The 24,557-nt window shown below is 36.7% G+C and carries 24 protein-coding genes; 12 read left to right on the top strand and 12 right to left on the bottom strand.

The window, feature by feature from the left end:
- The first annotated feature begins 139 nt into the window (after nt 1-139).
- Nucleotides 140-547: a BLUF domain-containing protein gene (locus tag BLO34_RS07895; protein ID WP_090754242.1), complete on the top strand. Its 408-nt coding sequence runs from the start codon at nt 140-142 to the stop codon at nt 545-547.
- Nucleotides 548-595: 48 nt separating this feature from the next.
- Here the strand turns inward: BLO34_RS07895 and BLO34_RS07890 are convergent, their stop codons facing one another.
- Both BLO34_RS07890 and glgA read right to left on the bottom strand, forming a co-directional pair.
- Entirely contained in the window at nt 596-1,864 is a 1,269-nt protein-coding gene (locus BLO34_RS07890; RefSeq protein WP_090754241.1) for a glucose-1-phosphate adenylyltransferase, read from the bottom strand.
- A 4-nt stretch (nt 1,865-1,868) separates the two neighbouring features.
- Entirely contained in the window at nt 1,869-3,074 is a 1,206-nt protein-coding gene (gene glgA / locus BLO34_RS07885; RefSeq protein WP_090754239.1) for a glycogen synthase, read from the bottom strand.
- Between the two features lie 380 nt (nt 3,075-3,454).
- On the opposite strand from glgA, the gene BLO34_RS07880 reads away from it, so the two are divergent.
- From BLO34_RS07880 to BLO34_RS07870, 3 genes are read left to right on the top strand one after another with little or no spacing between them, the layout of a single operon-like run.
- Nucleotides 3,455-4,279 (top strand): bacteriorhodopsin, encoded by an 825-nt coding sequence (locus tag BLO34_RS07880; protein ID WP_090754236.1) that lies wholly within the window; start codon nt 3,455-3,457, stop codon nt 4,277-4,279.
- Between the two features lies 1 nt (nt 4,280).
- Nucleotides 4,281-5,432: a DUF2254 domain-containing protein gene (locus tag BLO34_RS07875; protein WP_157686730.1), complete on the top strand. Its 1,152-nt coding sequence runs from the start codon at nt 4,281-4,283 to the stop codon at nt 5,430-5,432.
- 11 nt (nt 5,433-5,443) lie between these two features.
- On the top strand, nt 5,444-6,340 hold the full coding sequence (locus BLO34_RS07870) for a Brp/Blh family beta-carotene 15,15'-dioxygenase (protein ID WP_090754232.1): 897 nt from the start codon (nt 5,444-5,446) through the stop codon (nt 6,338-6,340).
- Between the two features lie 33 nt (nt 6,341-6,373).
- On the opposite strand, the gene BLO34_RS07865 is transcribed toward BLO34_RS07870, so the two are convergent.
- A complete protein-coding gene (locus tag BLO34_RS07865) occupies nt 6,374-6,790 on the bottom strand; it encodes a BLUF domain-containing protein (RefSeq protein ID WP_090754231.1) in 417 nt (138 codons plus the stop codon).
- 369 nt (nt 6,791-7,159) lie between these two features.
- A complete protein-coding gene (locus tag BLO34_RS07860) occupies nt 7,160-8,596 on the bottom strand; it encodes a hypothetical protein (RefSeq protein WP_090754228.1) in 1,437 nt (478 codons plus the stop codon).
- A gap of 193 nt (nt 8,597-8,789) precedes the next feature.
- Between BLO34_RS07860 and BLO34_RS07855 the strand changes: the two genes are divergently transcribed.
- The 7 genes from BLO34_RS07855 to BLO34_RS14680 all read left to right on the top strand — a co-directional run bounded on the left by BLO34_RS07855 (nt 8,790) and on the right by BLO34_RS14680 (nt 12,693).
- Nucleotides 8,790-9,173 carry a hypothetical protein gene (locus BLO34_RS07855; RefSeq protein WP_090754226.1) on the top strand — a complete coding sequence of 128 codons (384 nt, stop codon included), beginning with the start codon at nt 8,790-8,792 and terminating at the stop codon, nt 9,171-9,173.
- A gap of 80 nt (nt 9,174-9,253) precedes the next feature.
- The gene (locus BLO34_RS07850) at nt 9,254-9,805 is read left to right on the top strand and encodes a hypothetical protein (protein ID WP_090754224.1); all 552 of its coding nucleotides are present in this window, start codon (nt 9,254-9,256) and stop codon (nt 9,803-9,805) included.
- A 36-nt stretch (nt 9,806-9,841) separates the two neighbouring features.
- Nucleotides 9,842-10,669, top strand: coding sequence for a DUF981 family protein (locus tag BLO34_RS07845; protein WP_197672880.1), 828 nt, complete (start codon nt 9,842-9,844; stop codon nt 10,667-10,669).
- A gap of 2 nt (nt 10,670-10,671) precedes the next feature.
- Entirely contained in the window at nt 10,672-11,181 is a 510-nt protein-coding gene (locus tag BLO34_RS07840; RefSeq protein WP_090754222.1) for a VOC family protein, read from the top strand.
- Between the two features lie 117 nt (nt 11,182-11,298).
- Complete coding sequence (locus BLO34_RS07835; protein ID WP_090754220.1) at nt 11,299-11,886, top strand: DUF6642 family protein; 588 nt, start codon at nt 11,299-11,301, stop codon at nt 11,884-11,886.
- Nucleotides 11,887-12,189: 303 nt separating this feature from the next.
- Nucleotides 12,190-12,540, top strand: a complete 351-nt coding sequence (locus BLO34_RS07830; RefSeq protein ID WP_197672879.1) for a nucleoside deaminase — start codon at nt 12,190-12,192, stop codon at nt 12,538-12,540.
- A 6-nt stretch (nt 12,541-12,546) separates the two neighbouring features.
- On the top strand, nt 12,547-12,693 hold the full coding sequence (locus BLO34_RS14680; RefSeq protein WP_197672878.1) for a hypothetical protein: 147 nt from the start codon (nt 12,547-12,549) through the stop codon (nt 12,691-12,693).
- 174 nt (nt 12,694-12,867) lie between these two features.
- On the opposite strand, the gene BLO34_RS07825 is transcribed toward BLO34_RS14680, so the two are convergent.
- On the bottom strand, nt 12,868-13,056 hold the full coding sequence (locus tag BLO34_RS07825) for a hypothetical protein (protein ID WP_090754218.1): 189 nt from the start codon (nt 13,054-13,056) through the stop codon (nt 12,868-12,870).
- A 211-nt stretch (nt 13,057-13,267) separates the two neighbouring features.
- On the opposite strand from BLO34_RS07825, the gene BLO34_RS07820 reads away from it, so the two are divergent.
- Complete coding sequence (locus BLO34_RS07820) at nt 13,268-14,017, top strand: hypothetical protein (RefSeq protein WP_090754216.1); 750 nt, start codon at nt 13,268-13,270, stop codon at nt 14,015-14,017.
- 1,089 nt (nt 14,018-15,106) lie between these two features.
- Here the strand turns inward: BLO34_RS07820 and BLO34_RS07815 are convergent.
- The 7 genes from BLO34_RS07815 to BLO34_RS07785 form a co-directional block, all read right to left on the bottom strand.
- Nucleotides 15,107-15,682, bottom strand: a complete 576-nt coding sequence (locus tag BLO34_RS07815) for a hypothetical protein (protein WP_090754214.1) — start codon at nt 15,680-15,682, stop codon at nt 15,107-15,109.
- A 3-nt stretch (nt 15,683-15,685) separates the two neighbouring features.
- Complete coding sequence (locus BLO34_RS07810) at nt 15,686-16,132, bottom strand: hypothetical protein (protein WP_090754212.1); 447 nt, start codon at nt 16,130-16,132, stop codon at nt 15,686-15,688.
- 211 nt (nt 16,133-16,343) lie between these two features.
- The gene (locus BLO34_RS07805; RefSeq protein WP_090754210.1) at nt 16,344-17,249 is read right to left on the bottom strand and encodes a DUF5655 domain-containing protein; all 906 of its coding nucleotides are present in this window, start codon (nt 17,247-17,249) and stop codon (nt 16,344-16,346) included.
- A gap of 27 nt (nt 17,250-17,276) precedes the next feature.
- A complete protein-coding gene (locus tag BLO34_RS07800; RefSeq protein ID WP_090754209.1) occupies nt 17,277-20,384 on the bottom strand; it encodes a type I restriction endonuclease subunit R in 3,108 nt (1,035 codons plus the stop codon).
- Entirely contained in the window at nt 20,371-21,591 is a 1,221-nt protein-coding gene (locus BLO34_RS07795; RefSeq protein ID WP_090754206.1) for an AAA family ATPase, read from the bottom strand. The genes BLO34_RS07800 and BLO34_RS07795 overlap by 14 nt, the downstream gene beginning before the upstream one ends.
- 4 nt (nt 21,592-21,595) lie before the next feature.
- Nucleotides 21,596-22,801 carry a restriction endonuclease subunit S gene (locus BLO34_RS07790; RefSeq protein WP_090754204.1) on the bottom strand — a complete coding sequence of 402 codons (1,206 nt, stop codon included), beginning with the start codon at nt 22,799-22,801 and terminating at the stop codon, nt 21,596-21,598.
- On the bottom strand, nt 22,798-24,348 hold the full coding sequence (locus BLO34_RS07785) for a type I restriction-modification system subunit M (protein ID WP_090754203.1): 1,551 nt from the start codon (nt 24,346-24,348) through the stop codon (nt 22,798-22,800). Before BLO34_RS07785 ends, BLO34_RS07790 begins: the two co-directional genes overlap by 4 nt.
- Nucleotides 24,349-24,557: the final 209 nt, after the last annotated feature.

Raw genomic sequence — 24,557 nt, 5'->3', positions numbered from 1 at the left:
CATTAACTAGATTATAAGCCGACTTTTTAAGCTGTAATTCTAAAGATTACTCAGGTAGAGAAAAAGGAAGTTTTGAAAGAACTTTTATCATTAGTTAAATATTACTTACTTTGTAATAACCTTCAACAAAACCGATTTAATGTATAGTGTTGCCTATATAAGTCGAGCAAGCGACGACCTTACCGAAAATGATATTCAAGAGGTATTACATTCATCAGAAAGACGTAACAACCTTTTTGGAATGAAAGGGATCTTGCTTTATAAAGACGGTAATTTTCTTCAGGTGCTTGAAGGCGATGAAGCACCAGTTAAAGCACTTTATGCTAAAATATGTGAGGATGATCGCCATACCAATCTGCACGAGATCTTCAACAAGAAATTAAGAACACCCATTTTTACAGAGTATAATTCAAAATTCAATATAATTACCTCAAGCTTTGATCTCATTTCTCTCAAGAGTTTCTTGAGAAGACAAAAGAAATTTGGCGTTGAGGATAAAATTTCAGAAAAATTGGAATCCTTCTTAGGGATGGACTGGTTCACATGAACCAGATTCCATTTTACTGAGATTTTTTTGAACCTGTATTTATTTTGGCTATTCTAGCGTAAAACCTTTTGGAATCACAGCAGCTTTTTTGAGCACTACTATTCCAGATTTGATCACATAGTTATCAGTCTCTGTATCGTCTAGGTGGCTACCACCTTTAATCGTTACATTATCTCCAATTCGACAATTTTTGTCTATGATGGCATTCTCAATGTGGCAGTTTTCACCTATACCAAGCATTATCTCAATATTATTTTTCTCCACTTCTTCCAGAGATTCATAATAATCACTTCCCATCATATAGGTTCTGATTATGGTAGAATCCTTTCCAACTCTAGATCTAATCCCTATAACAGATCTTTCAATCTTTTTGGCAGCGATGATGCAACCATCTGCTATAACGGACTTTACCACTTGTGTGTCAGACACCTTTGCTGTAGGCAGCATTCTAGGTCTAGTATAAATGGGTAACTTCTTATCAAAGAGATTGAACTTGGGAATATCATCAGTCAACTCTAGGTTAGCTTCAAAGAAGGAATCAACGTTACCTATATCTGTCCAGTAGCCTTCATATTGAAAACTCTGTATTTTTAGTTTATCAATGTTTTGAGGAATAATTTCTTTACCAAAATCAACAGTACCTTCTTCATTCATTAAATCAACGAGCAGTTGCCTGTTAAATATATATATACCCATACTCGCAAGATAATGGCGACCTTCATTCTGCATATCCTCACTAACCTCACTAGCCCAGTCCTTAAGAAGCTCGGTTTTGGGCTTCTCAATAAAGGATGTAATCTGATTCTGATCATTTGATTTAAGAATTCCAAAGGATGGCGCGTCCTTAGCATTTACAGGAATTGTTGCCAGTGTAATATCTGCTTTACTATCCTTATGCGCCTGGATCATATCACTATAATCAGTCTGATACAATTGATCTCCTGAAAGTATCAGGAAGTAGTCAAAATCATGACGGGTAAAGTGATGCATACTTTGTCTAACAGCATCTGCAGTACCTTGAAACCATTCTGAGTTTCCTGGCGTTTGTTCTGCTGCAAGTACATCCACAAAAGCGCTACTAAAAAAGCTAAAGCTGAATGTGTTTTTAATGTGCCTATTAAGCGAGGCACTATTAAACTGCGTTAATACATACATTCTTTTTATATCACTATTGATGCAGTTGGAGATAGGAATATCCACTAAACGATATTTCCCGGCAATGGGAACCGCTGGTTTTGAGCGTGACTCAGTTAATGGATAAAGTCTTGTTCCTTGTCCGCCACCTAGAATGATGGATAATACCTCGTTATTGATCATGTGTTTAAGCTATAAGGGATGAATATAAGTCTGCTGTTTGTTGTGCAATGGCTTTCCAGTCAAAGTGTTCTTCCACACGCTGGCGTCCAGCGATGGACATTTTTTCCTGTAGGTTTTTGTCGTTGACCACTTTATTGATACCGTCTGCAAGATCTCTGGAAAACTGGTCTGGATCTACTGGTTCAAAAGGAGCTTCCTGTTGCTGTTTTACTGGAATGAGTAATCCAGTTTCTCCATGGACTACCACTTCTTTAATACCGCCTACGGCGCTCGCCACAACAGGAGTATGACAAGCCATGGCTTCTATGTTGATGATTCCAAAGGGCTCGTAAATGGATGGGCAGCAAAATACCGTAGCGTGAGAGTAAAATTGAATGATCGATGGTTTGTCTAGCATCTCATCAATCCAGATCACATTATCGCGATCTTTCTTTACCGCTGCTACCGCTTGCTCCATTTCGGTAGCGATTTCTTTAGTGTCTGGTGCGCCAGCGCAAAGTACGATTTGCGTATCAGGCTCAATATATTTTATTGCATTCACCAGATGTATTATCCCTTTTTGTTTTGTGATACGCCCTACAAATAAAACAAAAGGTTTATTGGGATCGACACCATATTTTTCTAGGGCGCTGGTATCGGTTATTTTTTGATATTGTTGGAGATCGATACCGTTGTAGATGACCTCGATCTTCTTCTCATCCACATCAAAAAACTTGAGAACGTCCTCTTTGGTTTCTTTGGAAACAGCAATAATACCATCAGCCATCTCGATGGCGGTTCTTTCAATCCAAGAAGAGGCGTCATAACCTCGACCTAATTGATCACGTTTCCATGGGCGTAAAGGTTCAAGGGAATGTGTGGTGACTACCAATGGTGTGCCGTAGCACAATTTTGCCATGATACCAGCAAAATGCGAGTACCATGTATGGCAATGGGTGACATCTGCATCGACTGGTTTAATGTTCATGTGAACACCGGTAGAGAGCGTTTGTAGCAATCCCTTTAGTTGGGAATCCGCTTTCGCGAAAGCGGTATCTTCATAGTCATATCCTTCTACACTAGGATTTTCCTGCTCGACATTCTGGTCACCAAAACACCTGACTTCAACATCCATGAGCTGGGCAAGTTCTCTTGCTAAATATTCTACATGTACGCCAGCGCCTCCATAAACGTGTGGAGGGAATTCCCGCGTGAGGAACAAAACTTTCATTCAGGTTGGTTTAAATAGGTGGACTTAAATATAGTGGATTTGTCAAAAACCTTCATAACGTTTTAGCAATTCTATAGTTTCAGCTCAACTGCTCTCTATTTTTTCATATGAAAACACACTATTTAAGAAATTTCTGTTATCAGCAGAATCAACCGTTTTATGGAAGTTTGAGTGCATTGGATGGGTATTTTTCAAAATGATTAAGCGAATGGCAGTGCTGGATAGTATTGAGTGAATGTTGTTGAATGATTTAATTAGTATTTACACTCATACTAAAGTTTACGTGTTGCAATGAGTTAATTATCTACCAATTCATAATTCTTTCACATGAGGGCTTTTCCTACTCGGTTATTTTTAAACTTCACTAACACAATTACTCTATGAACAATATTGAAAACCTTTTTGAATATACGGTAGGTCAATTTGAATTTATTGACCACCTATTTACCATGGGTGTAGGCGTACATCTCGCTGCACTTGTATTCTTTCTAGTCGTATCACAATTTGTCGCGCCTAAGTATAGAATCGCAACAGCTTTATCTTGTATCGTTATGGTATCTGCTGGATTGATTCTTAACAGCCAGGCATCTATGTGGACAGACGCATTTGCTTATGTAAGCGCAGATGGTACCTACCAACTTCAAGAGCTTACCTTTTCTAACGGTTACCGTTATGTAAACTGGATGGCTACTATTCCATGTCTTCTTGTCCAACTATTGATTGTTCTTAACCTTAAAGGAAAAGAATTATTCTCAACTGCTACTTATCTAATTTTGGCAGCTTGGGGTATGATCATTACTGGTTATGTAGGACAGTTATATGAAGTTAGTGATTTGAGCGCCCTTATGTATTGGGGAGCTGCAAGTACTGTATTTTTTGTAATCATGAATTTCATTGTCGGTAAGAAAATAGGAGCTCAAAAGGCAACTATGCTAGGTGGTACTAATTCTACCATCATGAAAGTATTCTGGTTGATGATGTTTGCGTGGACACTTTATCCTATCGCATATTTAGTTCCTTATTTCATGAACAGTGCTGATGGTGTAGTGGTAAGACAATTACTGTTTACTATCGCAGATATCTCTAGTAAGGTGATTTATGGTTTGATGATTACTTACATTGCTGTGAACCAATCTGCAGCGGCTGGTTATCTTCCTGCTCAACAAGCTTTGGGACGCATAGGATTGGACCAAAAAGTCGCATAGTTTGCTATCGATTCTAAGAAAGATCTATAATAGTATAGCGCTATTGCCTACCGGCATAGCGCTATTTTTTGCTATAATGGCAATAGGTCAAATTAGCTTTCCCTTTAATAGTGAAGCGCTGCCTGATTTCATGGAAGGTGTCGTGATTACTGATAAAGGTGACCTACAATTCATATTTGCTTTCATCATTGGTGGAATTTTCACATTGACTATCTTTAGTTACACGATGGTCATGAACGTGTTGAACCGCAGTATTAATAACTATTCACCTCGATTGATACCGCTTATTCTATCAGAGCGTCATCACCAACTCATATTAGGATTTACCAGTGGTACTATTATCTATTCCATGATAATGTCCATTGCGGCCAGTAATGATAATGCCCTTGAGTTTCCGCCATTAGGTGCTTTTCTAGGTGTAATGTTGAGTATTTTTTGCGTGTTTTTGTTCATTTATTTTATACACAGTGTTTCACAATCCATTCACGTGAACTACATATTGCGCAAAAGCTATGGTCGATCCTACAAAAACATGAAGCATTTCAAAACTTTAGAAGCTATAGGAAGCCAAAAAACAACTCCAGAAAATTTAGAGAGTTGGAATGAAATCAGAACTGATGATTGTGGTTATCTGCAGTTACCAGATGTCAAGGATCTTGCAGAATTTGCTCAAAAAACCAAAAGTCATATTTACGTTACTCATTTGCCAGGAACTTTTGTTTTAAAGGATGAGGTCTTGATTAGAACCTCGCAAAAAATGGACTCCAAAGACCATAATTTTAGCCGTCAAGTTTCTATTGATTCTAGAGTACCGTTAGAGTTGAATGAGTCAGAAATCAAACATCTTGTTGAGGTAGCCATTAAAGGATCATCGCCAGCGATTAACGATCCTGGTACTTCTTTAGGAGCAATTGACTATATCACACAGTTGCTCATTTTAAGAGAGGAATTGAAAGGATACAACTGTTTTACTACGGACAAGCAACACTATGTGTATATTCCATTTCTTGCAAACGAAGTTTTAGCAGCATTTTGTTTTGAAGAGATGTGGAATTATATGAAACAAGATCCTATTCTTGTCAAGTCATTACACCAGGCCGTTTCTAAGCTTAATAAGGCTGGAGTTTCCATTCATCATGGTATATTGGGGTAAAATATTTTAATGTGAACGATTTCAAAGTTTACGCCTACATTACCGGATTGTCTATTATTCTACTGCTAGCGTTGTTCATTAGCAATGATGGTATATTGATGCTGTCAGCACAAATCATCGGAACTTTAGCGATGGCAACGCTGGGAGTTTTACATGGAGCCAATGATCTATGGATCTACAGACGTTCCACCGAAAGCCAAATTTCCGCCCTAAATTTTATCTTATTGTATGTAGCTATGGCCTTTTTAATTGGGCTTATAGTTTTCTTGGAACCTGTCGTAGGCGTTAATTTATTTGTTTTGTTATCTGCTTATCATTTTGGTGAGGAACATTTTTCCTGGTGGAGAGAGAAGAAAAATGCCGCTTCTATATTGTGGTGCTTCTTTTACGGTCTCTCCATATTTTCTTTATTGTTTTTGACTCATTTACAAACTTTGGAAACCTTCTTTGAAACCAGTAATTATAAAGTAAATGTTCTTTCATGGAGCACCTATTTGATGGTGCCTATCATTGTTGTGCAAATGGTGTTGGGGTTGGGCCACTTATTTCTGGGCAAAGTACGCGTGTTGCAATTTTTATTTTTGGAGCTAAGCCTTTTGCTCCTATATCTAATTTTTGAACAGCTGGATTTATTTACAGCCTTTGCATTTTACTTTGTGTTATGGCATAGTATACCGTCCATTTTCACCCAGATTAAAACATTGGGTCTTGACGGTTGGAAAGGTTTTGCAGAATATAGTAAACGAGCTTTACCGTATTATTTCGTTAGTATAATCGGGTTGCTGATTCTCTATTATTTTATGGGAACTGATCTATTCTCGTTGACTACAATCGTATTGCTGGCTGCGATGACCACCATACCTCACGTAGTTATTTTTGCCTATTTAAAAGCGAGTTCCAAGAAATAGATTTTTAAGAAGGAAAGAGAAATTCCTGTTCTATTATGGATTCATTCCCATCAGTAGGAATGGCTGCAAGATTCGCTGAATTTTATCGCTCGTGGGATGTAGTTTATTTTCCGTTAAATAGTCCTCAATATTGTTGAGGTCATCATCTGATTTTACCACGTTGAATTTTGAACTGTATTTTAAGAATAATGGATGTGCCGTGCGACCGTTGAAAAGTTCAAAAATTTCACTGTGCCTCGTATCGTTTTGGATTTTTTTAAAAAGCTTTTTCAAATATTGTTCATTGCCTTCCATGACTTGAAAAAAGCGACCTATAGAATGCAATAAAATTCCAGTGACCTCGCAATCATTATTACTATTTGCAGTAAAGGTAAATAAGTCGTTTAGCTCTTTTTTACTCAAATCTTCTGAGGCTTTACTCAAATAGCAAATGGAGTAGTACATTTTCATTCTGGGAAACTAACTTGATAGTATGCAAATTTAATCCATCTTGTAGGATATAGATTACAGCAATAACTCTCTGGGAAACAGTAATTTATTAACTTGACACCAAAAATTATATTGTTAAGGAAGTCTAAACGTTTAATCGGCTGGGTGAATTAGGGTTCAATGATTAAACAAAACTTCTAAATATAGTTTAGTTTGAAATCTCTAGACCAGTTGAAAATCTAAACCGTATTACTTCTATTGGTAATCCATAGCAATTACCAACTTGCACTCATGAGTCGAGTTTTCACAAATCTAGATAATTGTGTTTCACTTTGAAGCAAAGTTATGCTTTCGCGAAAGCGAGCTCATCACCATCTCCATCAACAATAGTTAATCCATAAATCTCACCAGCTCATAGGCGTCTTCATCCTTATTATAATAGCCATAGATAAAATCACCTTTGTATCTAAAAACCGTCTCAATTAGTGGATCCTTACCGTCAGTAAAGCTGCTGATTCTATCAAATACATTCTGCTGTACCTCGCCTGGCTGATGGTTGAATTGTTCGTCAAATAGGCTGATGAAATAGGTAGATTTGGTTCTCGTATAGGAATTGTAAGCGCCCAAAGTAGGATTGACCACCGCAGAAACAATCAATCCTCCTATCGCGCCACCTAATCCAAAACCCATCATCATGGGAGCACCACCAGAAGCAAGTTCCTTCGAGCCGCCCAACGTGATTTCATATTGACCGCCTATTTTATAAACAGGAATACCTGGAGTGGCAGAGGTCATCTTTCTAAGCAACTGGCTGGTATTTTCCAGCTCGCGGTAACTGGAGAATTCACCACCTTCTTGAATGATCGCAGAGTTCGCAATCTGGATGTCTTCATCCTTAAGTAGCACCACCTTTTTGAGTTGTTCTTTAGTTTCAAATTCGGTTATGGTGAGTACTAGTTTATCTCTCGATACTAGAGTTTGAAAAAGCTTGCCGTCATATAAATAGGAGTTGGAATCCTTCCTGTTTCTATCAAAATCTTCAACTGGCTGGTCAAACGTTTTAACATCGACTGTTTTATCAGTTAAGGAAATGCGCAAGGCATGCGTGCGCTCCTCATCTCTATCTATGGTAAGAATGAAGTGATCTTGAAAGGTATATAGTTTATTGGTTTTAGAGGCAGTCTCAATGGAATTGGGACTTTCTGCATCGATCAAGTCTACAAGTGAACTTCCCATTTGACTAGTACCTCCAGATTTAAGAACCGTGTTCAAATAATTAGGACTACCATCAGATCTGGGTTCAAATTTTATGGCGCCCGTTTTTAATTCAAAAACCTGATTATTCAAACCGTCAAATTCATAGAGTTTTAGCTTTGCATCATAATCGATACTTAAAATGTAAAATTTGTTGTTATGGCTAATTCCCTGAAGGTAAGTCTCTTTCTTAAGCCTGAAATCCATCTCATTAATCACCGATTCTTTTGTGGTTGGGTTGATGGTCACCATGCAGAATTTGTTCTTGCGAGAATTGGAGTAATAAACATTTATTTCACCATCAGGCTTTACTTCATAACCAGAGATCTCACCATATTTTGATCTTGGAGATTCATAAGTCGATAGCACGGCAAACTGGAAACCGTTTTGATAATCAAGATGCTGAATTTCTTTGCTGTTTGTTATCAATATATCCACAAGCGAATCCTGACCTATAATGGACAGAGCCTGACTGTCGTCACGTTCTGGATTTATTTTTACAGTATTGATTGAAGTTTGAGCCATTCCCGTTAGAGCAATTAGGAACAGGGCAGTGGTAAAAATATTTTTCATATTTGAGCAAAACAATTTTCACAAAGTAAAGGCATAACTTATATAATGTCATAGAACAGTCTGAAAATTAAATAAGCTACCCGATTAATTGATTCTTGAACTTAAAAATTGGAAGGAATTCAAGACTGAATATTTAACTAAAATTTCGATTTCGTTAATACTTTATTTCAAGAAATAGAATCAATTTTAGGGCATGATTCAAAAGGGATTTAAGTCGTTATTGTTTTTGATGCTTGCTCTGGCCTATGTAGGTTCCAGTGCGGCTTCATTGACTCTTTCTAGCGACTATATTTATTTGAATTCGCTTGAAGCTGATGCTCATAACGAGGATAGAATCAAAGCACAACCTGATTATGAATTGGTCTTTGTTGACATCACGTCAATTCAAAACCTGGCAGAAGAAACTTCTCCATTTGAATTTATTACAGGAGGATCTGATTTTCTTTCCAGTGGTTTTTTATTACAGACAGATAGAGATATTGAGCTACCTCTTTATTCAGTAGCCACAAATTCTAGAGTGCCATCGATTTCTCAATTCATAAGAGAACTCATCTACCCATTCCATTCCTATTGGTAAAAAGTTTCAGTTTTTACTGTTTGTAGTCTGTATTACAGATTACCTATTTCAACTTTTTTTCAAACACAAAATTTATCATCATGGAAACAGGAATGATCGTGGTATACGCGATTTTAATCATCATAGTAGCAGCCCCATTTTTAATTATGGCAGGCAGCGAGGGAAAACATAAATCCTTTTTATCAAAGGGGTTGAAGATCCTTTTGAATATCAATAATGCAACAGCTTCAAAAACTAGCGTACACACCAATTTTGCTCTGGCTGTAGATAATCAACAACAAAAGCTGTATTATTTTGAACAGAGTAAAACAGAACACGAAGAGCAGGTTATTGACTTGAAATTATACGACACAGTCAGAGTGGATCAGGAAGTGAAGCACCTCAAAAACAAGGAGAAGCACATCGACAATATTGAGGCGATCTATTTGGTACTTTCCAATTCAAAAACAAAGACATCTCAAAGAGTCAAACTTTATCATGAAGACGACAGCTTACAGTTGAGTGGCGAGATTGCGATTGCACAGGAATGGAAGGATTATCTCCAACCAATTGTTGCTCAACATATGGTTCCCATTATCGAGCCAGTCACTTCTAGAAAATCATTGGATTTCTCTAGAATTGCGGCCTTATAGCACCCATTTTATCAACGACGGCTGCCATTTGGAAAGATGGAATTACTCGTCGTATTTTTAAAGAAGCAGAAAAGTTTGTGGAAGTTCGCTTTCGCGAAAGCGGACTTCCACAACATCTGTATAACCACTAAAAATGACCACATGCAAGACGACCAAGGATTGATCATTGACTGGGCAAGTATGCCTACCTACAATACGGTGATGTGCGTTGCCGTTGGTGCTGCGCTATGCTCGCTGGCTGTGATAGGAAAAAGCATGATGCAAGGCAAAAAGATGGAAACCGTAGGCTGGTCGCTTAATCTGGGAGCGCTGGGATTGATTTTGTTTCTCACCGGACTGCACATGACATTGACCTGGCCGCTCGCGAAATATTTTCCATTTGACAATATTGTTTTTGGAGAACCATCGCTGGCTTTTGGTGTATTGTTATTGGTTTTTTCGTTCTATTTCTGGAAAAAAGGAACCGCACTGGAGCAATCTAAAAATCCGCTAGCAGATTTGGGAGCCGTTGGATATCAGTTGCGCTACTTTTTATATGGTATGGGATTAGCGATGATCGCCATTGGTATAGCTGGTGTCAAATATGAGCTTTTTGCGGCACCACCAGAAGAGCCCATCAGTGGCCAGTTTGCGGAATATCCGCTGGTTGAAGCCATATTCATTTCAGGTCTTTGGGCATTGACAGGCCTTGCCTCGTTGTTGGTGCCTCGAGTATTCAAGAAGTTTGCTGCAGGTCACACGTCCATGGGTAAAACCATGAAGATTTCCTATGCGCTAGTATATGGATTGGGAATTGTGTTTTTGTTGTTCGGTGCATTTAATTTCTTTACCCACATAGGATTGATCGTTAATACCATGAAATAATTATGAAAGCAAAAACACCTGTTAGTTTTTCACATGTTGGAATTACTGTTCCAGACCTTGAAAAAGGAATCAAATTCTATACAGAAGCCATGGGCTGGTATCACATCTCTGGACCTATAGAAGTTAAAGAAAGTGACGACAATAATCTGACGAGAATTGCAAAGCTCATTTACGGTAAAGGTTGGAAATCTTTCCAATTTGCTCACCTCTCTAATGCAGAAGGTGTCGGTTTTGAGCTTTTTGAGTTTGCTAAAAACGATACCAAAGAAAGCACGAATGTACCTTTCAAAACAGGTATTCACCATTTTTGTTTACAGCATCCAGATCCTGCAGCTTTGCTACAAGAGATCGTCAAAGCTGGCGGCTCTATAAAGATGGAACCTCAAGTTGAATATCCTGACGAGAAGCCATATTTGATGGCTTTTGCCCAAGATCCCTTTGGAAATATCATTGAGATTTATTCGCATTCCTATGAATTGCATAATGTAGGGCCTGATGGACCGGTTGGTTAAAGTAATATAGAAGCTCGAGCTTTATAAAACTTAGGTTAATTAAGTACTTTATATACTACAGTTCCCTTTTCGACTTTTAATTTTGCAGGATTCCACAAAAAACGGAATTATTAGCATATGAGTGAACTGGAAGTACCTATTACAGATCTTGAGAATTTTATCTATTGTCTAGAGGTAGTTCCAGATACAGAAAAAGAAGACACGACAGAGGTGCTCACCATACTGGAAGACATGGCTTTTAATCAGAACATTTCCAGTATCTACAAAACTTGTGACACCATCGAAGGCCTGGAAGAGAGTCTGAATTACCTGCTCTATGACGATCACCATTTCCAGGATTACGAACTCATTTATCTAGTGTTGCCCGGCGAGGCCAACAATATTTTGGTTAATGGTTATTACTACAGCATAGAAGAAATCGCCGAGCTTTTTGAAGGTAAAATGGAAGGGAAAGTAATTCACTTTGCTAATAAAAAGATCCTTGACCTTACTGATGATGAATCTCAATATTTTCTAGATGTGACCGGTGCACGTGCTATTTCAGGCTATGGTCAACCTTCTGATCAGGTAACCAGTGCCTTTACGATTGACCGCGTATTCTTTAGTCTTTTTTATGAGAACGATGACCTCAGAGAAGTTGTGGAGCGCATGTTCCAAAAGCATTACCATCTTTGTAAGCTGCTGGATTTCAGGTTGTATTATTAAAGTGTTATGATGTTATTGCTTTCGCGAAAGTGTAATTAACATCATCTTCCTATCAAAATAAATATTCAATTGCATAATTAAAACCTATTGCAGGGCTTATTTTGAGTTTGCACCTTAAGCCATACGTAAACGGTTTTGAGCTAAAGGTTGAGGGGAATGATTTAGACAAAACGATTTTAGTAATTCAAAGGATTACAAAACGCTCAGTCATGAGCCGTCCGGCTATCTAATTTTAATATTCTGCTAAGTCAAAACAGTTTACCCAGAGCCTATCTTTAATCCACAACCTTAAAAGTCTAAGTTATGAGCACATCAACAATCACAGAAGCCGAAATTGAATATATGAAACTGTGCCTGTCACTTGCTCAGGAATCGCTGGATGCCGGTGATGAACCTTTTGGCTCCATATTGGTAAATTCCGCAGGCAAGGTTATAGCAACTAAACGCAACCGAGTCAATGAAATAAATGCGCTATTTCATCCAGAAATCGAGTTGGCTCGATGGGCGCTGAATCATTTGACGCTTGAAGAGCGCAAGACCACCGTGATGTATACTACGGGCGAGCACTGTCCCATGTGTGCGGCCGCTCACGGTTGGTCTGCAGTAGGAACTTTGGTGTATCTAGCATCAGGAAAAGAATTAAAACAGTGGTAGGCAGAAATGGGACACGATCCAGCACCCATAGAATTTTTACCCGTTCAGGAAATTCTAAAAGATTTTAAAGTAAAACAGGTTTCTACGCACCAAATGCTGGAACAGATCAGAGATATGCACGTCCAGTCTTTTAAGAGGTCTGGTGGTTTGTAAATTCCAAACATTTGTAAAACACAAAACCCGCAACTCTCGTTGCGGGTTTCTGTTGCGGAGAAGAAGGATCTTGAACCTTCTTAATTATGTACTGAAATTCAATGTGTTATGTCCTGTTGCATTCAGAGGTAACCGAATAGGAAACCTTTCTAAACATAGTAAATATACTATATTCTATCGTATTAATGGCTCTACGTCGCTAGTTTCTAAGCCCATATAATTACAAAACTCATCTATTGTGATAAGTTGATGCTTCTGCTTTTTAAGCTTATTCTTGATGTCTGCGATGATATTTCTACCATAGCGCTCACTTCTTCCGGTTACTAATTGAACGTCCTTAGGGTACACGCAAATTCGTTTCATGGCTGTTTATTAATTCATACACTATCCATAGAGATGCTATACTCTTTACATAGCTTTTCTGTGTCTTATGACTTACAATTTACGACTTATAATTGATTGAATAACAAGGTTGTTATGGAATAATCGGCAGGATGTGGACTAGGTGGAAGGACATTTTTGTGTACTCTTATTAATCGCTCTAAATTGTGTCTAAATCTAAAATTGTAGTGTTATGGCTAAGGTTAATTCATTTTTAAAAATTGAGGGAACGTTGGATAATTTGACCTTTTATAAAGGTCAAGAGGGTTATTTGGTACGCACCAAAGGTGGAGTGTCAAAAGAACGCATTCAAAACGATCCTGCTTTTGAGAGAACGCGTGAAAACGGTTCCGAGTTTGGACAGTCTGCAAGTTCTGGAAAGCTTCTTAGAACGTCTGTTAGGAACTTACTTTTAAAGGCTAAGGATAATCGAGTTACTAGTCGTTTGACTCAGAAAATGGCTGCGATTAAGAATCTTGATGCCATATCTTCAAGAGGTCAAAGAAATGTGTATAACGGTCTTTCAACTGATGAAGGTAAAAACCTATTGAGAGGTTTCGACTTCAATATCAAAGCGAAACTTGGATCTGTGATTTTTGCACCTTTTGTGGTAGATACAACTACAGGAGAAATTAGTTTCTCTAATATGGTCCCGGCTGATAGTATTGCCTATCCAGGAGGCGCAACTCACGTAAGCTTTAGAAGTGCTGTTGCAAACGTAGATTTTGAACAATCTCTTCATTCAGTTGAATATAGTGATGTAATGAATTATCCGATTGATTCAGCTTCGGTAAATGTATCTCTGACACCTAATGCTGTTCCCACTGGTACAGGTAGTCAAATTCACTTATTACTAGTAGAATTCTTTCAGGAAATTAATGGCATTCAGTATTCTTTGAAAAATGGTGCATTCAACATTCTCAATATTGTGGAAGTAGCTTAAAATAAATGTGTTCTGTGGTGAAGCTCCTTAGTGTAAAAGCTAAGGAGTTTTTTTATGCCTTTAATTCCTAAGTCTTGCGATGTTTCGCAAGTGTAGCCTAAACTCAAAACATCGGTCGATTGAAATAGCCAAAGTGAACGCCTTTAAGCGTGCCTTTTTTTCTAAGGCACAACGCCGCTTTGCTTTGGCTATTTTAATCCAACCCTGCAGCATCAAATCAAAACCTTATGTTTTGGTCTATTGCTTGTTAGTAAGAAAAAGGCGCGAGCCGACTGCGAGATTAGCGTAGGGTAATGTGAGTGATGGCATGTAGCCTTAGCGAAATGCCCTCACGTTCATGTCTTGACACGAAGGATGGCGCTGTTTTTTGTTCCGGTAGGGAAGGGCAAGTGCTGTGAGAGAATGAAGCCATTTAAGAAAGGGTAGGTCTTGAGTAGCTGGTGACCGATGATGATCTGAATGCCTCGTCTTTAAATTGATAAAATATCTATTTATGGCACTGAGCAGCTAATCAAAGCCTTGTGCGTCGGCTGAAATTGCTGAATGATTGAATAGCTCTTGCGAGCGGCTGAAATAAGTGAACTTGTTTGTAATCAAGCACGGCTATCCACGATAATACTTTTTATCACTGATCACTATTCAAGATTAATGCTGTGGCAATGTTCTCTTATTGCAGCTTGGGTCGGCACAAAAACTGTGACATCCTGAAGCCCGTAGCGGAACGCAGGCTCGCAAAACATTAAGCAATGGTTTTACCCATAAAAACAGCCAAGCGCAGCGTATCCTTATTGGGTATGGGTAAAAGGGAATTGCGGATATCGAAGGAATGAAATGTGTGAAATAAATCAAATAAGTGCCGTCTTGCCGTCGCTGTGCGAAAGGCAGCGGTGCTTATGGTATGTGCAAGAGATAGCTATTCATTAGCTTATCGTTGGCATCATTTTATTTAATTGTTATTCAGATTGTCTTTACCGTGAAGCTCTTGCAGATATGATTTATGGAACTAAATGTAATGACTGAGATATACCTTATTACCTGTTCGAATGCTAGAACTTTGTATTATTGATCTGGTATAGTTTTAAGGTTTAATTATTTGAAGATGGATTGATAGTTTCTAGTTTTGAGAAATTGCCCAAATGCAAAGAATGCTTCATCTAACTGTTTTATGCTATTTATGTTTTGCGACTTTATAAAAGGTAGATAGTTTTCAAAATAGAATTGTTGTTTAGCTTTATCGCTTATTGTGTTATCTATGTTATTCCAGTCTTGATCATGTATAAATAAATATGCACGGTGAATGTGCTGGTCGTAAATTGGATATTCTTTAGGTTTAATGATGTGTAGTAAAAATATCTTCCACACTGAACTCACGTTTTGAAAGTCTCTTTTGAAGGCTTCTAGATTTAGATTATCGCTTTTTTTATAATTATTGATTAAAGTAAGTTTGGCTATAATCTTATGGTCTAATGATTTCTGTTTTAAAATACTTAACTCCATTCCATTCTTCCATTTATATAAATTTTGGATGTCTTGTATTTTATATGACTCTTTAACAATTGCTTTACTGTAAACTGCTTCATTTGCATAAGAATAAAACCGAGACCAGGAATACACGAAATCTTTTAAGTCCGCAGGTGTATCTTTTTTTAATGCAACTAGATTCATATACTATTTATCTTGATGGCTTAAAAGCAATTGTTTAAGCTGATCTTCCTGGATTAATTTTAAAACATGATATGAGGAAATATGTGTTATTACATCCATAGGCTGGATTTCTTTAGAATAAAAACTGCAATTCTCACCGTAGATTGTGAAATCTAATTCCTCATGTGATAAGATTTTAAGGACGTCGTCAATAGTTACGTTAATAGTTCTCGAAATATCTACAGCTGTTTTTTTTCTGAAATAGTCTTTTTGAAATGTTTTAAGGCCACTGGTTTGCCTTTCAAAGAGTGTTATTAAGGGTATTGGAGCTTCTCTATGCAGAGGTATGTCTACTATTTTTGCTGTGGTGCTGTCAACATATAGGTAAACCCTAAAATCAAAAGTTTTTAAAAATCGCTTTAATATATTTCTTGATATGTTGGCTTGATCAACTAATTGTGAAACAATCATAATTCTCCTATTTATACTAAATGCTATGATTTTTAATTATAAATCTGTATGATTAATATTAATGCTTTTTAGATCAACGTTACTCATAAACTCCAGACGGATGCTTCTAGATGCTTGTAAAAGTAACTGTCCTAATTTCTGGGACAAATGACTTGTAATGTCGTAACGTTCATAATACAACAATCTATAGGTTGTAAAGTGGTTTGACCCCTTAAATAGTTTGTTTAATCAAACTCATTATATATTCTAGATCTTTAGTGCTCTTTACAATGGTTTCATAGTCACCGTTGCCCCAATGACCTGTATTAGATACGTCTCGCATAATGCCCTTCGGATCATCTAATGTACCTTTTGTGAGATTGATAAAAATCTTTAGTCCTTTTTTGAGTATAACTATATCTGATAGGTTTCTATCCTTTTTAAAAGCTATGTATAGTTTATTTGCTTTCACCTCAATATCATCAGCTAAATTCAATATGGCTTCTTTGTAACTCTCATAAAGTTCAACGACATCATCTGGTTTGCCACTTAAGTGATCTTCTTCTGTATAAACTTTAATTTCCTTGTTTACGATTTCTAATTGAGCGTTGGTAGAAGTTATAGGTTTAATGCTTTCAGCAGATTTACTTTTCTTAATTTGATTTAGACTGATAAGATTATTCTCATATCTCTTTACTTCCCATAACTCTATTGCAATGTCTTTGAAATTTGTCGCTGTCTTTTGGTTTTCTGTAAACCCTGTGGAAACAAACACTACTCTTGTTTGACTCCAATCTACATCATTTCGTTTTATACTTTTCTTCAATGTCTCATTATACTCTACTATAAAGTCTGCTTTGTTTTCCAACATCAAACTTAAGTAGGTAAAACCCTGGTCAACAACACTGATATTTTTGCTTCGCTTGTATTCAATGATTATAAAAGCATTGGAGCGAGTATCGTAAGCTAGTGTATCGATACGTTTATTCTTAATGGCAAATTCTGATTTCACCAATTGTAGATCCATGAACGTCCCTAAATTGCTTTCAAAAATAGATTGTATCTCCTTTTCTAATTTAAAAGGCTTTTCCTTAAGTATGTGAACTGATTCTTTTGATTTTAGTTGGTATAAGTGCATAAACCTATTTTATCGATCTTATTATCTTTATAGTTGACCGCCCACTCCTTTAAACTTCTCTACAAACGAGGCGATCTTTTGAAATACAGTTTGTTTTTTGGTTAGGTATTGAGGATTTAATGGGCTCATTTTTGGCAAAATTGAATTCAGCTCTGTACCGTTTTCACTAGCGTATTCACGTTTTAGTGATGTAGTGATGTAACGTTTTGCTTCTTCTTCATTGAGATTTTCATCTTTGATTAATTCAGTTGCTTCTTTCTTTTGTCTGGTTTGTGCGTAGGCAAAGAATGCATCTATGATTGTTGCTTTTTCTTTGATATTATCTAGGTCAGTTTCGTTAATAAAATCAACAACTAATCCTTCTTTAGCTCGATTCCCAACGCTCGCACGTATGACACGTCTAATCTCTTCAACCAATTCTGACTTATCCTTAGTCTTTTTGTTATTATCAAAAATTAGTTCTAGAATGTAATCTAGATTGATTTCTTGCGATTTCAATAAATCTATCTCAAATACTACTTCATCCCAATCAATATCTGATTCCTCTGCTTCATTGCCTTTTTTCTCTCTTCGTAACCAATCGCGTATATCGTTATAGGTGGAGCGGTAATCTTGTACGGTTCTTTCTGTTGGGATTTCAATATCGCGCATACTATCGATATCTTCATCTGTCAAAAAATGCTCTTCTTTGAATTGTTCAAGTGCTTCTGCATCTGAGGTATCGATGCTTTGTAGGGCTTTTAAGTGATTGAACTCATCATAGTTCTGTAATATGTTTTCTACTCTTAAGTATTCTCCAAATAGCTTTGTAAACTCTTTTTTATCCTTCTCGGTTACAATCTCATCTGGATTAGGGAACTTTTCTTTAAGGTCATTTATTACCTCTATATAACCACGGCGTGCTGTGCCTGTTGCAATGTCGGTAAATCCTTCTAGGTATTCTTTATAGCTTTTTTCTAATACTACATTTTTGGTACTGCTATCACCAAATAGAGTGATCGCATCTATAGTGGCTTTTTCTAAATCTCTAAAGGTGACAATATTCCCAAAGGTCTTCGTAGCATCATAAATACGGTTGGTACGTGAGAATGCTTGTATCAATCCATGATAGCGTAAGTTCTTATCTACAAATAAGGTATTTAATGTAGGTGCATCAAAACCTGTAAGAAACATACCTACTACGATTAATAAATCTACTTCTTTGCTCTTTACACGCTTTGCCAAATCACGGTAATAGTCTTGAAAGCCTTTGCTGTCAATACCGTAATTCATGTTGAAAGCCGCATTGTAATCGTCTATAGCACTGGATAAAAATTCTTTGGCACTGGTATCCATTGCGGTAGGCTCAAAGGTTTCATCTTGTATTTCTCCTATGGCACCTTGTTCCTCATTTGCTGCAAAAGAAAAGATTGTGGCTATCTTTAAAGGCTTCTCGCTATCTTTTTGGAGCTTGCTCAACTCCTCATAATATAATTTGGCGGCATCCACACTACTTACAGCAAACATGGCGTTAAAACCGCTGTTAGAGCCTTTTGTACGATGTGTCTTTTGTCTAAAGTGTTTAAGAATATATTGAGATATTTCTTTAATACGTACTGGATGTAAAAGTGCCTTTTTATTCTCGGCTGCAGATAGCTTTTTTAAATCTTGCTCAGTTTCAAGGCCTTTAAACGTAGGGCGTACATCATTATAATCTACCTTAAACTTTAGTACTTTTTCATCTCTTATCGCATCTGTAATTACGTATGAATGTAATTCTCTACCGAAAACGCTTGCTGTCGTTTCAGATCCCAACGCATTTTCAGGGAAAATAGGTGTTCCCGTAAACCCAAACTGATAGTACTTTTTAAACTTCTTTTTTAAGTTCTTTTGAGCTTCACCAAATTGTGAGCGGTGCGCTTCATCAAAGATGAAGACCACCTGCTTGTCGTAAATAGCTAGATTATTCTCTCCTTTCATTAAGTTGTTCAACTTTTGAATGGTGGTGACTATAATCTTATTATCAGTTTTATCGATGTTTCTTTTTAATCCTGCGGTACTGTCTGAACCGTTTACGCTATCTGGCGAAAACCGTTGGTACTCTTTCATGGTTTGATAATCTAGATCCTTACGATCTACCACAAAGAATACTTTGTCCACGAAATCAAGTTTGGTAGCTAATTTTGCAGCTTTAAAACTAGTAAGTGTTTTCCCTGAGCCAGTTGTATGCCATATAAAACCGCCACTTTCTGTACTTGCCCAGTTCTTTGCATTGTAAGAGCTTTCTATCTTCCATAACATACGCTCTGTGGCTGCAATTTGATAAGGTCGCATCACAAGTAGTGTATTACTTATATCAAAAACGGAATAGGTTAGCAATACATTCAACAATGTACGCTTGTCAAAAAATGTAGTAGTAAAATCTTTAATGTCTTTGATTAATGAATTATCTGCCTTTGCCCAATTCATGGTAAAGTCAAAGCTGTTTTTACTACGCTCTACAGTATTCGCAAAGTAACGGCTGTCTGTGCCATTAGAAATGACAAAGATTTGCAGGTATTTAAATAATGAATTCTCTGTATTAAAACTCTCTTTAGTATAGCGGTGTACCTGATTAAAAGCCTCACGTATGGCAACGCCACGTTTTTTAAGCTCTACTTGTACGAGTGGCAACCCATTTACTAGAATGGTGACATCATAACGATTTGCACTAGTGCCTGTTTGCTCAAATTGAGAAATGACCTGTACTTTATTACGTATGACATTCTTTTTATCTACCAGATAGATGTTTTGAATATGCCCATCATCAAAAACAAAATCATGGATATAGTTATCGTGTAATTTTCTAGTTTTATCTACCAAGTTATCACTAGGCTTATCTAGATATTCTAGTACAAAGCGTTCCCATTCTTTATTTGTAAACTGCATGTCATTGAGCTGTTGCAGTTGTATGCGCACATTTGCCAGCATAGTGCTTTGAGTCCTAAGATGCGGCACGTACTCATAGCCTTGATGTACTAAATCCTGTACCAGTTCCTTCTCCTGATCTGCCTCTGACTGATAGCTGCCAGGCGTTTCATTAGCTTGTGCAAACTTGGTGTATTTATCTAATACAATAAAATTGTTGCTTTCTGCTACGGTTTTATACTGCTTCATTTTGTTGTATGAGTTCTGAGAATTTATAATTACTCTCTAAATATTTAACCAATTCAATTAACTTACCTCTATCATTTTCTTGAAGTTCGCCAATTTCTTCACCAGCATGAGCAGAATGACTTGATAGATTCAAAAGGCGATTTAAATGAGGGTCAGGCTCACCATTTACTTTTGGTAACAAATGCTCCCATCTAGATCGACCCAAAAAAGTAGCTGTTTTTTCCAAGATATTTCTTAAGAAATTAAGATGATATTTTTTTAATAGGTTGGGTGTGTTTTTAATGGTTTGAATTTCCCTTAGAAGTTGTAAGTGATATGAAAAAGGAGTTTTTCTTCCCAATACATTCAAATCATATCTACCATCTTCATATTTATTAAAGATGTATCTCAAGGAATGCTTATCTACGTGATAAATCCATTTTTCAATATCTGGAGTTTCTTGTTTGCTAATAAAATTAGGGTTTAGAATGTTAGTATTTAGCTCATTAGAGATAACATTGTAAAACAAAGGATTGTGCGTTGAAATAATAAACTTAAGATTAGATTCACTCCTTTTTACTAATTTCGATATAATCACTGCTAATTCTATAAGGTGATTGTCATCAAGTGAGCTTACAGGGTCGTCTATAAAAATATATTCTAAATGCTCAAAAATGTCGGTAGAGCGATTACTTAAATCAGCTTCATTTAAAATTTGTATAATTTCTTCCAGTAAACTAAAGAATACACACCAAATAAAATTACTTTCTTCTCCTTTTGAAATTTTTATGTTGTTTTCATTGCTATCACCTCCTGCAGTAAAAGAAAATGAAACTTCCGAAAAATCTTCATTAAATATTGGAGTTATTTTATCACTGGTATAGCGTTGAAAGTTAGTTGCAATATTATTATCTAACCCTTGATCTTTTAGAAACGGTAAAGCTAGATTTGTAAAGCCATTAGGTCGTATTATTAATTTCCTGTTAGTATCAGCATCTAAATCATTATCCCAATAGAATAGGTCTTCTGTAAATGCATTATAATACATGATTTTAATTCCAGAAGGCTCCTGCTCATCTTCATCTTCTCCAGTATCTTTAGGGTCTATTAATAATCTAAATTCACGGGATAAACGTGTTTTTCCTGTTCCGTTAAAGGCATAAAGGAGCTGTATCTTTTTATTTGCATCTCTCAACTCTTCAGCAATTTTGTCTAATGTCTTACTCATAAACTTATGCTTCTACTATAACATTAGGGAACGTTAATAATTTATTTCTATAATATTCATACTGCTTATTGCGCAACTCTATTTCTTTAGGTAATCCTTCGCTTATAGAAGTGGTAAGTACATCAAATTTATCTAAGATGTTGACGATGCGTTCTTGTTCCTCAAATGAAGGGATTGGTATGATTGCTTTTCCTAATCCAGCAGCATTGATAGCTGAAATTTTACCAGTACGAATATGTTTTTTAATTTGGTCATGAAATTGTCTAGTACGGGTGAAGTAAGCGACGTATTTTGGGTTTAAATCACTTTTGTAATAAAAACAAGCATCATGAATAACAGCGCCTTCTTCACCTAACCAAGCTGTTCCTTGTCCAATATCTTCAATGGTTTCTCCTGCAGCCACTAATACAACATCACCTTTTTGGGCTCTCCTTAGGTTTTTCTTTTCTACGAGTTCCTTGCTGACGAATGATTTTGTTTTATCCGCCCAAGTATCGTAATGCGTATACATTTCACCATAGTGAATACATGGAACCCCTTCATCGATCATATCGGTTTTTACAAATCGTTTGCCTCTTATAAATTCACCAACACTCTCATCACCCATGGGTAAATGTTTTACCTCGCTTTCGCGAAAGCGTAATAATTGCTCTCTATAATAACTGTATTGTTTTTTACGTGCCGTAAGTTCTGTAGTAAGTTCTGTAGTAAGTTCTGTAAAGGTGTCTAGTATGTGAACAATTTCTTTTTGGATTGCGAGTGATTTCTCTGGGTCATCTGGGCATGGGATCGGGATTGGGATATTGATTAATTGACCTTTGGTTAGTTTTGCCCTACCACCACCTGACAAAAAAGGAATAAAATTTACAATTTGTAAATAGTGATACAAAAACTTAGTAGTTATCTCATTTTTTCCTTTGATAACATGTATATGATTATTAGCCCAAAACTTACCGACAGCATATTGTATTGAGTAATTTTCTAGACTTTTAGAACCATCTTCAGCAATTAATATAAATTTACCGTCGTGTGTAAATCCCTCAACGTAATCTTGAATATTATTTGCACCATAATATGGTATTTCTCCAGCGATTCTTAATGATGCTTTTACAGGTTTTCTACCGCTATTTGCAATCTCTATAAAATTAATATCGCCAATAGTCGTCCATGCTAGATCAACACCATCCAATAATTTTTCTAACTCGCTCATCCTTCAATTTCTTTTACGATGGTATCAATATCGGCACGTAACTTATCAATTTTTTTAACCGTGAAGGCGACTTCCTTATTTAGCGCTGTAATATCTATTTTTTCACGTGTGTCCCTGGCTTCTACATAGCTACTTACGGAAAGGTTGTAATCGTTTTCTTCTATTACCGTATTATCTATGGTAATAGCGATGTGTGGCACTTCTTCTTTAGTATCAAATAGTCGCATGATATGCGCTACGTGATCTTTATGTAGTACGTTGTTATTAGTTTCTTTTTTAAAGAACTCTTCACTTGTAGCGTCTATGAATTGGGTTTTATTTTCGGTTTTACTTTTAGAAAGTACTAAAAGTGTAACGGCTATTGAGGTTCCAAAAAATAGATTAGGAGCTAGCGAAATGATCGTTTCTACATAATTATTATCTACTAGGTACTTTCTTATTTTCTGTTCGACACCACCACGGTAAAAGATACCAGGGAAGCATACTAACGCTGCTCGACCTTTAGGCGATAGGTAGCTTAAGGAATGAAGTACAAAGGCAAAATCTGCTTTAGACTTAGGCGCTAATACGCCTGCAGGAGCAAAACGGTCATCATTAATGAGTGTAGGGTCATCGCTACCTTTCCATCTTACAGAGTAAGGTGGGTTGGATACAATCGCATCAAAAGGTTTATCATTTCCTAATTGTGGGTCTTCTAAAGTGTCACCCAGTACGATATGAAACTTATCATAGTTAATATTGTGCAAAAACATATTCATACGTGCTAGGTTGTAGGTGGTATGATTGATCTCTTGCCCATAAAAGCCATCTTCTATGATGTGGCTATCAAAATGTTTTTTGGCCTGTAATAATAAAGAGCCAGAGCCTGCTGCTGGATCATAAATTTTATTGACCTTTTCCTGCTTGTGCATGGCTAGCTGTGCAATGAGCATAGAAACACTTGGAGGAGTAAAAAACTCACCACCAGACTTACCTGCGTTTGCTGCATAATTAGAAATAAGAAACTCATAAGCATCGCCAAAGAAGTCTATTTCACTATCTTCAAACTCACCTTCTAATTTTAAGCCTTCTACACCTTTAAGTACTTTTCTAAGGCGGTCGTTCTTATTTTCTACGGTGTTTCCTAGTCGGTTACTCGTGGTATCAAAATCTGCAAACAATCCTTTGATATCTTGCTCAGATGGATAGCCATTTGCACTGCTTTCTATGGCAGTGAATATAGCCGCAAGGTCTGTGTTAAGATTTTCGTTATCGTTAGCATTTTTAGAAACGTTCGAGAATAGCTGGCTAGGGTAGATGAAGTAGCCTTTAGTCTTAACAGCATCTTCTTTAATTTCTTTTGTGATGACACTATCTTTCAAATTAGCATAATCGATACTATCATCACCAGCTTCAATATAATTAGTGAAGTTCTCACTTATAAAGCGGTAGAAAAGTGTGCCTAATACAAAGTGTTTAAAATCCCATCCATCTACAGAACCACGTACATCGTTCGCTATTTTCCATATTTGTGATTGTAATTCGGCTCTCTGGTTATTGTTTGACATCAATTGGTTTTATGAAATTATTTTCTTAGAACTGAAACTTACTGTTCAAATATTCTCGAAGTGGTTAAAAATATAAATGTTTTGATTGGTATCCTTTAGATTGTAGGGTAAATAAAAACCCAGAATAACCGATGGGTTAAACTGGGTTTGTTAAGTTGGTTAATTTAAGCTTTCGCGAAAGCGGTAAGATTTCAAGTTTGCTCTACACT

It is taken from the genome of Nonlabens sp. Hel1_33_55, assembly GCF_900101765.1.
Lineage (GTDB): Bacteria > Bacteroidota > Bacteroidia > Flavobacteriales > Flavobacteriaceae > Nonlabens.
This window is presented reverse-complemented; position numbering and strand designations above follow the sequence as displayed.

Bases quoted from the DNA above. Each gene is read 5' to 3' on its own strand.
- BLO34_RS07895 (WP_090754242.1), top strand. From the start codon at position 140: ATGTATAGTGTTGCCTATATAAGTCGAGCAAGCGACGACCTTACCGAA.
- BLO34_RS07890 (WP_090754241.1), bottom strand. From the start codon at position 1,864: ATGATCAATAACGAGGTATTATCCATCATTCTAGGTGGCGGACAAGGA.
- glgA (WP_090754239.1), bottom strand. From the start codon at position 3,074: ATGAAAGTTTTGTTCCTCACGCGGGAATTCCCTCCACACGTTTATGGA.
- BLO34_RS07880 (WP_090754236.1), top strand. From the start codon at position 3,455: ATGAACAATATTGAAAACCTTTTTGAATATACGGTAGGTCAATTTGAA.
- BLO34_RS07865 (WP_090754231.1), bottom strand. From the start codon at position 6,790: ATGAAAATGTACTACTCCATTTGCTATTTGAGTAAAGCCTCAGAAGAT.
- BLO34_RS07860 (WP_090754228.1), bottom strand. From the start codon at position 8,596: ATGAAAAATATTTTTACCACTGCCCTGTTCCTAATTGCTCTAACGGGA.
- BLO34_RS07855 (WP_090754226.1), top strand. From the start codon at position 8,790: ATGATTCAAAAGGGATTTAAGTCGTTATTGTTTTTGATGCTTGCTCTG.
- BLO34_RS07850 (WP_090754224.1), top strand. From the start codon at position 9,254: ATGGAAACAGGAATGATCGTGGTATACGCGATTTTAATCATCATAGTA.
- BLO34_RS07845 (WP_197672880.1), top strand. From the start codon at position 9,842: ATGGAATTACTCGTCGTATTTTTAAAGAAGCAGAAAAGTTTGTGGAAG.
- BLO34_RS07840 (WP_090754222.1), top strand. From the start codon at position 10,672: ATGAAAGCAAAAACACCTGTTAGTTTTTCACATGTTGGAATTACTGTT.
- BLO34_RS07835 (WP_090754220.1), top strand. From the start codon at position 11,299: ATGAGTGAACTGGAAGTACCTATTACAGATCTTGAGAATTTTATCTAT.
- BLO34_RS07830 (WP_197672879.1), top strand. From the start codon at position 12,190: ATGAGCACATCAACAATCACAGAAGCCGAAATTGAATATATGAAACTG.
- BLO34_RS14680 (WP_197672878.1), top strand. From the start codon at position 12,547: ATGGGACACGATCCAGCACCCATAGAATTTTTACCCGTTCAGGAAATT.
- BLO34_RS07825 (WP_090754218.1), bottom strand. From the start codon at position 13,056: ATGAAACGAATTTGCGTGTACCCTAAGGACGTTCAATTAGTAACCGGA.
- BLO34_RS07820 (WP_090754216.1), top strand. From the start codon at position 13,268: ATGGCTAAGGTTAATTCATTTTTAAAAATTGAGGGAACGTTGGATAAT.
- BLO34_RS07815 (WP_090754214.1), bottom strand. From the start codon at position 15,682: ATGAATCTAGTTGCATTAAAAAAAGATACACCTGCGGACTTAAAAGAT.
- BLO34_RS07810 (WP_090754212.1), bottom strand. From the start codon at position 16,132: ATGATTGTTTCACAATTAGTTGATCAAGCCAACATATCAAGAAATATA.
- BLO34_RS07805 (WP_090754210.1), bottom strand. From the start codon at position 17,249: ATGCACTTATACCAACTAAAATCAAAAGAATCAGTTCACATACTTAAG.
- BLO34_RS07800 (WP_090754209.1), bottom strand. From the start codon at position 20,384: ATGAAGCAGTATAAAACCGTAGCAGAAAGCAACAATTTTATTGTATTA.
- BLO34_RS07795 (WP_090754206.1), bottom strand. From the start codon at position 21,591: ATGAGTAAGACATTAGACAAAATTGCTGAAGAGTTGAGAGATGCAAAT.
- BLO34_RS07790 (WP_090754204.1), bottom strand. From the start codon at position 22,801: ATGAGCGAGTTAGAAAAATTATTGGATGGTGTTGATCTAGCATGGACG.
- BLO34_RS07785 (WP_090754203.1), bottom strand. From the start codon at position 24,348: ATGTCAAACAATAACCAGAGAGCCGAATTACAATCACAAATATGGAAA.